This window comes from Shimazuella sp. NTD247, from assembly GCF_059510415.1.
This window is the reverse complement of record NZ_JCAJZU010000001.1, coordinates 1-12,223: the sequence shown is the minus strand read 5'-3', so window position 1 is coordinate 12,223 and position 12,223 is coordinate 1. Positions and strand designations below refer to the sequence as shown.

Below are 12,223 nucleotides of genomic sequence, written 5' to 3'. Positions count from 1 at the left end.
AGTAAACTCAGTTTGATCGCGAGCCAAAGCTGTTGTCGAAGGTTGGATGAAAACGGGTATTGGACACAAGTATTTACTGGATAATGTGGATAAAAATAATTTGACCCTCTTCTTTATGAAGAGGGTCTGTCTATTTGATCTATCATTATAAACGGCTGGACAATAGGGGGTACCTACGTCCAGTTGCATCCGCTAATGCATCATCGGATTCACCGGTCCAAAGACCACATCGTGAGAAAGACGAGCGATGATTTGCTTATCCTCCGGCAGATCGCTGAAGGAGATCTTGCCATCCTTCTTCTCATTGGACATGGGCACTAGCGCCCAATCCACATGATCAGGTGACAGAACTACCTGCAGGTCGTCAGGCTTGTGGTTGATCAGACCAGCGAAACGAAACACATAGCGGGTTGCACGCTTCTTAAAGAAGAAAAGATACCGCTGGGTAATGTGCTGAACCTCACCCGGGAGCATATAGTCGAAGACTTTTACGTCGGTGATCCCGGTCTCTTCCATCAGCTCTCGCTTCAGAGCCTCTGTAAGACTACCATCTTCCGGATCGACTCCTCCACCAGAAACTTCAATAGGATACTGGCCTGGATCATCAGGAGAACGCTTCAGAAGAAGAAGCTTTGCTTCTCCCTTTTCATCAACGATCCAGAAGTAACCAGAAACCACCAGATGAGCAAGTCGGATATCCGTTTCATGCTCCGGAACGAAGGACAGAACCTTACGGATAATCGGAAAGATCTTCACGGTATTCCTCTGCATTCTTTTATAGAAGGGATCTTTCCATCAAAGTAACATATTTTTTTTGTTTTTACTACTATATTTTAAAAATAAAGTGTCTTGCATTGATTTTTAATTATTTCTACTATTTCCGCTTCTTTATGGTGAATATAAAAATGATCCCCGTCTAATATATGTAGAGAAAAATCCCTTGTTGTCTGCTCTCTCCAGGCTTGCAAATGTTCTTTTCCTGCTTCTGGATCATCTTTGCCTCCAAGAGCTACAATAGGACTCCTTAACTTCTCACCCGTTTTGTATTGGTATGTTTCACACATTGTAAAATCTACACGTAGCGCTGGTAAAAATACAGATAAGAAATCACGATTTTTCGCTAATTCCTGCGGCAAGCCATTCATGCCGATAATCCCATCCATAAATTCATCATCCGATAAGTGATGGATTTTTCTCCCTGGATCAGGGAGATGAGGTGCATGATAACCAGAGACAAACAAATTTTCTGGTAATCGAGAACCATTTTCTTGCAAGCTTCTTGTAACCTCAAAACCCAATAATGCACCCATGCTGTGTCCAAAAAAGGAAAAGCGATTTGTTAAATAAGGTTGAATTGCAGCAGTAATATCTTTGACTAAAGCAGGAAATTCTGTATAATTCGGCTCGGAAAAACGGATTCCTCTTCCAGGTAACTGCACTGGACAAATCTGAAAATCCGGTTCCATAAATACTTCCCAATTTTGATAAAAAGCGGGGTTGCCCCCGCCATAAGGAAAACAAAATAATACATGTGCATCCGCACGAATCTCTTTGGTGTAAGGCAACCAATGGCTTAACATTATTTATCCCCCTCACGTGCTAAGTATGTTGCATGCAGCAATTCATTTAAATAGTTTGCCAATTTATTGATGTACTCTGTTTGGAGCATCGTTTGGTGATTTCCATCGACAATGCTGGCGTGGACAGCAGACGCCGTCCAAGAAGACCAATTGGTTGATCCAATTGTTTTACTTTGATCTTCAGCAACAAATAGATGAACAGGGGCATTCACAACATGACTGAGTTGATACTGTGCAAACGCAAATCCATTTTCTAACCATAACTTATCTTTGGTTATGTCCATGGTGGAATGAACATGGGCTGTTTGCAATTGCTGAGTAAGTTGATCGTTCGTCTTTTGATCCAACCAAGTTGAATCGATTAGGATGAGTAACTCTACTTCTTCTCTCAGTTTCTCTAATTTCGTGGCGATCAGATGAGCTAAAACTCCTCCCATTGACCATCCTCCGAGGCGGTAGGGGCCCACTTCTTGTATTTCTCGTATCAAAGAAACATAGTAATCTGCCATTTCATCCATCGATTGCATTGGTTCTGCTTCCTCTTCATACCCTTTTGATTGTATGCCGTAAATGGTTTGGGCAGGATCTAGCTTTTGCACAAGATCATAGTAACTCAATACCCCTCCTCCTTGTCCATGGATTAGAAATAACGGAGTTTGGGCAGGATCACCTTGTTGCAGTAATACCACTGATTGAACAGCTTGATCATTTTCCAATTGATAACAAAGCTCTGCAATCGTCGGATATTGAAATAATTTCGCTAGTGGGATTTTAAAACCAAGTTTATGTTCGACTTGAGAAACGATGGAAAGAGCATCAAGCGAATGTCCACCCAGTTCAAAAAAGTTCTGATCCAGATCAATAATTTCTTGGTTCAATACATCTTCCCAGATCTGCTTCATCTGCTGCATAAGCGATTTATTGGAAGATAAATACCGATATTTTTGAAGAACATCGACCTGCTGTTTAGGTGCACTCCACTCCCATTCCCCTATATCCGCTAGTTTTTGAGCGGGCCTACTAATCAATTTGTCTAGTAAAAGGACGAATTGATCCAAGTATCCTTCTATCTCCTTATCGATAAATGCTGGCGAATAATATTGAAATTGAAACATTAGCTGTTCACCTGGTCCGGATATAAAGACCAATGGTACATTGCTTTGGTCTTGCACATGAAAATTGGATATTCGCAAACCACTAGCATGATCCTGATTTGATTCAGTAGCAGGATAGTTTTCAAAGACAAACAATGTCTCGAACATCGGTAAACCTCTTGGCACTTCACTCCAACCTTGTATCTCTACTAGGGTTGGGTATTCATATTTTCGGAGATTCGATTGTTGTATTTGCAAAGACTGCAACCAATCGATAACGTTCTGATCCGATTGGATCGATACACGTACAGGCAGTGATTGAATAAATAATCCAACCATACTCTCTACCCCTGGTAACTCCCCTGGTCGACCAGAACTAGTCATTCCATATAACAAATCATTTTGGCTGCTTATACTTTGCAAGAGCAGAGCCCAAACTCCTTGAATAACTGTGTTCACTGTTAATTGATTATCTTTAGCAAATTGCTTGACTTGATCTGTTTTCGTTTTGGACAAAAATCTTTTCTTCTGTTTTGCAGTTTGATTTCCTACGATTTTTTTTGCTAATGTAGGTGCTTTTATCCCTTGTAAATATTTTTGCCAGAATACTTTTGCTGTTTGTTTAGGCTGTTCGGATAACCACTTGATATATTTTCGATAAGGTGTTGGTTTTACTGGTAATGTTTGCTTGTGATACAGCTGAAACAATTCCTGTAAGACTAGTGGAACACTCCAACCGTCTAATAATATGTGATGATGCGTCCACACCATGATGACTTTTTCTTTTTCCAGTTGAATAAAAGTTAGTCGCATGACTGGTGCATGCTGTAAATCAAAAGGTTCTTCCTGATCTTTTTTCATCCAACTCGATAAATATTCTAATTGATCGGTCTGGGATAGATGACTCCAATCCATATATTTTACTGGGACTTGTGCCTTTTCATGTACAAGTTGGTGAGCTTCGGCTAAGCCTTTAATCCAAAAAGATGTCCGCAAGATTTCATGACGCTGTGTCAATTGATTCCACGCTTGTATCCATCTGTCCTTTTTCCATTCCCCTTCTATCGTTATTGCTAACTGTGTAATGTATTCTCCTTTTGACTTTGCATATTGGGAATGAAATAGCATCCCTTGTTGTAATGGTGCAAGTGGATAAATATCTTCTACACCTCTGCTTGGTAAATGAGCAAAATCTGCGGATGAAAGCTTTGCTAATGGAAAATCAGCAGGCGTATAAACGTTTTCGGATGTCTCGTTTAATTTAGCCATGATAATGTGGACTTCTTGACAAATTTGTTCTAATAGCTGTTTTATTGTTTCTGCATGATGTATTTGATCACTATAACGAAGACTAAATGTTAATTGATCAGCAGATACAACAGCAAAGGCTTCCAATAAATATGGCCTCTTCATTGCTTGGTGCACCGTTTCTCCTGTTGATTCCGAGGTCGCAGCGAGTATACCTGATTCTTGGTTGAACTGGCGAAACTGTCCCAAATAATTAAAATTAATGCTGCTTATACTTTGTTTCTGACCTATTGTTATTTGTTGAAGCCGTTCATAACGCTGTTCTTTTACCATCCGTAAAGCTTCTAATGCTGTCAAATTTTCTTTGATGGAGAAAGGTACTGTGTACAGTTTTGTAAACCAACCCACTGTTCGTGAAAAGTCAAATGCTTCATCGAGAACATCTCGTCCATGTCCTTCTAGATCAATAGTAACATCCTGATTCTTTGTCCACTTCACCATCGTACGAATCAATGAAGTCAATAAAATATCTTCTATCTTAGCTGCTGATTGAATTAATTGTGTAGTCTCTTTTTCGTTGAATACATGATGCATGATTTTTGAAGTAGACTCTGTATTTTCACCATGACAGTCTACAGGAATTTTTGTCCTTATCATCTTGGTCTCTTGATGGTGATTTTTTTCCTGCATTGTTACTTGATGTGCGTATTTTTGGTAAGATGTCGACTTTAATGGTAACCGCATAGGTTTTCCAAAATGAATTTGCTCACATAGCGTCGACATATCTTCTAAAATAATTCTCCAAGAAACCCCATCAACTACCAAATGATGAGCAATGAATAATAGACGTGGATGATGATTTTCTCCTAAGATAAAATAAATCAGACGGCTGACTGGACCATCAGACAGATGCAGGCTCCGTTGATAATATTCAGCAAGGCGGTTTATCTCCATCTTCTGCTCCTCATCAGAATACAAAGATAAATCATGTACTTTCATCGAAACACTGCCATTTTCATTCATCTCAGCCAGCCATCCCGTCTCTTGAGCTGTGAAAGTCATGCGCAATGCATCATGGTGTTCATGTAACTTTTTCCATGTTTCCTCGACCTCTTCGATAGAGAGTGGAAGCATAAGTTTTACCATTACAGACTGATTAAAATGATGTGGATTGTCCAATTGTTGAGCAAAAAACCAAGATTGGATTGGTGAAAGAGCCACTTCTCCTGTTACTGTTCCTTGTTCAGCTGCTAGTTTTTCTTTGTAGGTAACTACCTTTGAAAGTTCTGCTATTGTTTGATGTTGAAACATTTGTTTCGGCGTGATGCCAATTCCTTGTGAAGCTGCTCTGGCAACGACTTGCAAAGATAGTATAGAATCTCCACCTAAACGAAAAAAATTGTCTTGTCGATTTACAAACGAAACACCAAGTACATCCTTCCATATATTCGCAATCGTTTGTTCCGTTTCATTAAGGGGCAAATTATCTGTAGTATGATGATTAACAGGTTGGGGAAGTGCTTTACGATTGATTTTCCCATTTTCTGTCAAAGGAAAAGCATTTAATGGAACAAATGACACAGGCACCATATATTCAGGAAGTTGCTCTATTACATAATTCCGCACCTTATTGCTATCCATTTCCAAATCGCTAGAGAAATAAGCGAATAGTTTCCCTTCTTCTGCTACTACAATCGCATCTTTAACTTCTGGTAATTTTGTAATTGTCGATTCAATTTCAGCTAATTCCACACGGAATCCTCGTATTTTCACTTGGTCATCTACTCGACCAAAAAATGCAATGTTTCCATCCGGCAAATATCGGACAAGATCTCCCGTACGATAAATGCGTCCATATTGTTCATGTTGCAAGAAACGCTCTTCCGTCAATTCAACATGATCTGCATAGCCTCTAGCTAATCCATGACCACCAACAAACAATTCACCAATTGCTCCAATGGGAGCATGTTGTAAGTGTTCATCTAAAATGTATGCCGTAGATCCAGTAATCGTCTTACCAATTGGCAGTGAATCCCCTTGCCAGTCAAATGGAACACGATAACAGCAACTAAATGTCGTATTCTCTGTTGGACCATAACCATTTATGATTTGAACCTTTCCGAGGGCAAGCACCTTCTGTACATGAACAGGAGAAACAACATCTCCACCTGTTAATAGCTGCTTCACGCCTTTTAAGGAATGTAATTGATGATCGACCATCAGGCGAAATAAACCAGCTGTTAACCACAAAATAGTAACTTCATACTCTACTATTGCCTCTCCTAATTGAGATAGGGATGGCAGTTCAGCTGGCATAATTACTAGTTTTGCACCATTGAGTAAAGGACCCCAAATTTCAAATGTCGCAGCATCAAAAGCAACAGGCGCTAACTGGAGAAACACATCTTCAGCAGTGATCGATACATAGTTAGTCTGTTTGACAAGACGTATGATGCCTTTTTGGGTTACTTCTACTCCTTTTGGTCTTCCCGTGGAACCAGACGTATACATGATATAAGCAAGAGAATCCAAAGAAACGTAAACACCCAAATTATGTTTCGATTTCTCATATATCTGATTTCTCTCTTCATCCACAAAACAGCAATTCACATTATCTTGAAATCGATCTCCCCATTTTTTCTCAGTAATCACAAAAGCAACTTGAGAATCCTCCACCAAAAACTGGAATCGTTCCATTGGATATGTCACATCAAATGGAACATAAAGAGCACCTGTTTTTACTATTGCTAAAATAGCAATAATAAGTTCTGGAGATCGATCTAAACTAATTCCAACTTTCGTCTCCTGTTTCACACCTTTTTCTCGTAAGTAATGAGCCAATTGGTTTGCTCGTTGGTTCACTTGTTCATAAGTCAATTGTTCATTTTCCATCTGCAAAGCTATCTTAGCAGGCTCATTTATAACTTGTTGTTCCCATATTTCACAAAGTGTTTGCTGTGGATAGGATGGTAATAATTGATTTTGACCAGCAATAAATGTGCTTTCTTCTATTGATAACAAAGAAATTTCACCAATACATTGTGTTGGATCTTTTAATATCGCGTGCAACAATAATATATATTGATTGATCATTCGATCGATGGTCGCTTCACTGAACAGATCTGCATTGTATTCCCAAGCTCCTTGCAGCCCATTTGGTGTATCCATCATGGTCAGTGTCATATCGTATTTCGCTGTTTCTTGAGCAAGGGGAAACGCAGATATTTTTAAATCAGATGTTTCTTCCATTTGAATAGGCATATTTTGTAATACAAACATTGCTTGAAATAAAGGTGTATGCCGTAAATTTCGATCAGAAGCCAATTCATCCACTATTTTCTCAAATGGGATAAACTGATGTGCATATGCTTCTAAAGAAGTTTGACGAACTCTCTCTAAAAGTTCAATAAATGAGGGATTATCTGACAAATCGGTACGAAATACCAACGTGTTGACAAAAAAACCAATTAAACCTTCAATCTCTGATCTTGTTCTACCGGCGATTGGACTTCCAATTGCTATATCTTTCTGAGCAGTATACTTAGACAACCAAATTTGCCAAGAGGCAAGTAAACTCATAAATAATGTCGTACCTTCTTCTTTGCTCAGTTGTTTCCAAGCATCTGTTATCTCAAGAGGTATAGAGAAGGTTTTCGTTTTCCCATGTAATGTTTGCTCGGAGGGTCTTGGTTTGTCTGTGGGTAATTGCAAAACAGGGATGTCTTTTAGTTGTTCTTGCCAATAATCCAGATGATTCTGTAACTGCGATCCAGACAAATATTCTTGCTGCCAAGCACTATAATCCCGATATTGTAATGTCAGCGGTTCAACTTTATCCCGTTGTCCTTTGCAATTTGCATCATAAAAGCGAAAAAGCTCATTACCAAAGATACCAAGTGACCATCCATCGATAATGATATGATGAAAGGTGAATAGCAACACCCAGTTTTCTTCCGATTCTTGAAATAAGTTTATTCTCCATAAAGGACCAGTTGTAAGGGAAAACGGCTGATGGTATGCGCGAGCAATCATTTCATCCATTGATTCTTCTTCTGTCCGCATATCTGTAAATAAAAAATCAATCAGAGGAACTTGTTGAATTACTTGAACAGGAAGTCCATCTTTTTCTTTAAAAGTAGTTCGTAAGCTTTCATGCCGAATAGCGATCGCTTGCAATGCTCTTCGAAAAGCAAAAATATCCAGATTCCCTTTTATTCTAATGGAATACGGCAAATGATACGCGGATTTATCATCCAGCATTTGATCCATAAACCATAGTCTTCGCTGGCCATAGGAAGCAGGTGCAAATTGATCAGATCGATCACGTACTGGTATAGAAGAGAACCCTTCTTTATCTAAGGAGATAATCCGCTTTGCAAATGCACGAACAGTGGGATTTTCAAATAAATAAGAAAGGGGGATGTCCCGATTCAAAAATTCAGCAAGTCTGGAAGTTACTTGTGTAGCTAGTAGCGAATGTCCTCCGAGTTGAAAGAAGTTGTCACTTGTTTGAATATGATTTATACCTAAAACTTGTTTCCAGACCACTGCCACTATTTCTTCTTCTGGAGAGAGAAAATGATCTTGTTGTGAAACTTGTTGCTGTTCTATCGGATTCGGCAGCTTGGTTCGATCTACCTTGCCATTTGGAGTTAAAGGAAATTCATCCAAATATACAAAACTACTAGGGATCATATAACTTGGAACAAACTGTTGTAAATATGTTTGAAAATCTGCCTGTTTATTGGCTGTGACAATATATGCAACCAATCGTTGGTCGCTTACGATTACGATCGCCTTTTTGATATCCGGATTAGCATGGAGAACTGCTTCTATTTCCCCAAGTTCAATACGATAACCTCGTAATTTTACTTGATGATCAACCCGCCCTATATATTGAATTGTTCCATCAGTACAATACGTAACAAGATCTCCGGTACGATAAATACGTTCTGTACTTTTAAAAGGGGAAGGTAAGTATCGTTCTGCAGTTAACTCAGGCTTTCCAAAATATCCGCGAGTTAAGCCGTCTCCAGCCAAATAGAGTTCACCAGTATAACCAATGGGAACAGGCTGCAGTTGGGTATCGAGCACAAATGTCTTGGTATTATCAATCGGTTTGCCTATTGATGGTATCTGTCTACTTTTTTGCTCCATTAATGCACAAGTTGAATACGTTGTATCTTCTGATGGTCCATATAAGTTATATACCTTTTTAACTTGAGGAAAACGGTACAGCTCATCTACCAAACTACGAGCAAGCGGCTCGCCTGCTAGATTCACTACTTTTACGCTGGCAGGGATTGCATTCATTTTTATAAGTTCACTTGCTGCAGATGGTACCATATTGATCAAAGTAATCGGAACCTCTTGAGAGGCTTCTGTTATATAAAGTGCATTTTCTACCCCTACTACTGTTCCACCAACACATAGAGGAAAAAAGATCTCAAAAACAGATAAATCAAAACATACAGAAGTAGATGCTAATACTCCTGTATATTCTTCTGGAAGATACATGTTTTTCGCCCACTGAATCAACATGGAAACACTATGATGTTCAATCATTACTCCTTTTGGTTTCCCAGTTGAACCAGAAGTATAAATGATATATGCCAACTGATGTGTATCTACTTCTCTTTCCAAATCAGTAATGGATCGAGAGGATAACTCCAGCTTATCCAAACAGCAGATTTCCACAGATGATGCGGATAACAAATCCAATACATTTTCTGTAGTAATCACCATTTTTGCTTTGGAATCTCTGAGCATATAGGTAATTCGATCACTTGGATATTTTGGATCAAGCGGAACATATGCACAACCTGTTTTTAAAACAGCAAGCAAACTAATGACTAAATCGAGGGATCTTGGCATACAAACAGCAATTGTTTGTTCTGATTGAATTCCTTTCGAGAGTAAATAATCTGCCAATTGATTTGCCCGCTGATTGAGCTCTTGATATGTAAGTTTTTGTTTCCCCCATGTTACCGCTATACCTTCTGGGGTAGCTTTTGTTTGCATCTCAATCATTCGATGAATCGGTTTCGTATGTACATCTACTTTCATTTGATTCCATTCTTCGAGCATCTGACTTTGTTCCGCTTCTGTCAGAATCGAAATCTGATCGATATTCTGTGTTGGGTAGTGAATCATTTGCCTTAAAATGAGTGTAAATCGTTCTAGTACATCCTCCATCGTTGATTTCGCAAATCGATCAGCTTGATACATTATTTTTAATTGTGTTGTTTCCCCTGGAGTACATACCAATGTAAGAGGATAATGTGTTTCTTCTTGTCCTTCGACTCCGGAGATATGCCATTTTGCTTCATCTGATGCAGCATCTTGACCAATAGGATAATTTTCCACTACAACAATACTCTCAAACAAGTCTATTCCTCGTGGAATATCGCTCCATCCTTGAATATCTACTAAGGAAGGAAGAGAATATTCGCGTGCCTCTACTTGTTTGTTTTGCAGTTCAGTTAACCAAGTGAGCAGTTTTTTCTCTTTTTCCAATGTCAATCTTACAGGAATTGTATTGATAAATAACCCCACCATTTGCTCTGATCCAAGCAACTCCGTTGGACGTCCGGATGATGTAGCACCAAACACCACATCTGTTGTATAGTGTGTTCGTGCTAATAACAATCCCCATGCTGCTTGCAAAATAGTACTTATGGTCAGTCGGTGCTGCTTTGCTGTCTTCTGCAACAGCTGTGTTATTTCGGGGGATACTCGTTTAGTAACGGATCGATAACCTTTTTTATCAGTCTCTTTTCGGTCAAAACGCAAAACTACAGGAGTATCATATCCACTTAATTGCTCTTTCCAGAATGCTTTTGCTGCTGTTTTATCTTGCTTTTTTAACCAAGAAATATAATCACGATAAGGTTTAGGAGAAGGTAAATGCAACGTCTTCCCTTTTGAAAATGCCTCGTAGTATTGGAATACCTCATTTAATACAATGGGAAGACTCCAACCATCCATCAAAACATGATGATAACTCCAAATACATGTGACAACATCATCCGCAATTCGTAAAAAAGAAAATCGCATGAGGGGAGGTTCATCGAAAGAAAACTTCGTTTCCCTGTCTCTTTTCTGTATTTTTTGTAATTCAAAACACTGTTCATCATCGGATAATGAACGAAGATCAAGTTCTAAAACTGGTATCTGCACTCCTGAAAAAACTAGCTGTTGTGGCTCTACATTTTCTCCCCATAAAAAAGCAGTTCGCAAAATGGTATGCCGGTTCACTACTTCTTGCCATGCACGAAGAAAATCAGGGAGGTGGAACTCCCCTTTAATCGAAAAAGATAACTGAGCGATGTACATACCATCGCTCGTTGTTATATCAGAATGCAGTAACATTCCTTGTTGAAGTGGTGAAAGAGTATACATATCCTCTAAATTTAAAGAGAATTGATTTTCTTCCAATATTTATCTCCCCTTTGATTTTTTTTGTAGGAGTTGAAGTATTTTTTGCATATCTTTTTTGGATAAGTCCGCTTCTGGAAAATCAGATGCTGTCATTCCTACATTTTTCTCTTTTCCAAGAATCAGAGCTTCCAGATATGCTTGATAATCATTGTTCAAACAATCAATTGTTTGTTCATGATAAATATTTTTGCTGTACAGCCAAGTAACTTGGAGTCTTCCTTGCGTAATCACAGCTACGACATCGAGTAAATGAGATCGCATTGCATCAACTGCAATCGGGCTACCTGAGCCTTCTGAAGCATTACCTAAAATGAATTTGCTCTGGTCATCCATAAGATTGGCTTGAAATTGACCTAAGTAGTTGAAACTAATTGGCGCTTGAACAGCTGGTATTGGTGATGGATGAAAATACCTAAGCAGCCCATAGTTCATTCCTTGTTTATTTTTGGTTCGCAGAGTCTCTTTTACTACTTGTAAAACTTCTCCCATCTCGATAGAAGACACCTCAATCATCATGGGATACATAGCAGTAAACCATCCAACGGTTCGAGATAAATCTATATCTGTTCGTTCATCACGTCCATGACCTTCCATGTGTATGATATACGTACTGCTGTCACTCCACTTTTTCAAAGTTTGCATTAAGGCTGTTAATAAGATTTCCTCTACTGTGGCATGTGTCCGTCCTGTTGTTTCTGTCAATAGTTTCTTTGTATCACTTGTTGACAAAATGAGCTGTACTTCTGCTGTTGACGATTCGATATTCACTCCGAGTTTATCTTGCGGCAAAATAGTATTTTTCATTTCAAGCCAATTTTTTTGATCCTTGATTACTTCTTCTGTCTGAGCACGTTCTTGCAG

Annotated in this window: 4 protein-coding genes; all 4 read right to left on the bottom strand. The window is 38.9% G+C overall.

Features of this window, described 5'->3' with window-relative positions:
* Nucleotides 1–192: 192 nt before the first annotated feature.
* Entirely contained in the window at nucleotides 193–756 is a 564-nt protein-coding gene (locus AC5WOC_RS00020; protein WP_496053361.1) for an NUDIX domain-containing protein, read from the bottom strand.
* Between the two features lie 77 nt (nucleotides 757–833).
* Complete coding sequence (locus AC5WOC_RS00015; protein ID WP_496053360.1) at nucleotides 834–1,580, bottom strand: thioesterase II family protein; 747 nt, start codon at nucleotides 1,578–1,580, stop codon at nucleotides 834–836.
* Nucleotides 1,580–11,359 (bottom strand): non-ribosomal peptide synthetase, encoded by a 9,780-nt coding sequence (locus AC5WOC_RS00010; protein WP_496053359.1) that lies wholly within the window; start codon nucleotides 11,357–11,359, stop codon nucleotides 1,580–1,582. The genes AC5WOC_RS00015 and AC5WOC_RS00010 overlap by 1 nt, the downstream gene beginning before the upstream one ends.
* 3 nt (nucleotides 11,360–11,362) lie before the next feature.
* Nucleotides 11,363–12,223: condensation domain-containing protein (locus AC5WOC_RS00005; protein ID WP_496053358.1), on the bottom strand; the 861-nt coding region annotated here is incomplete at its 5' end.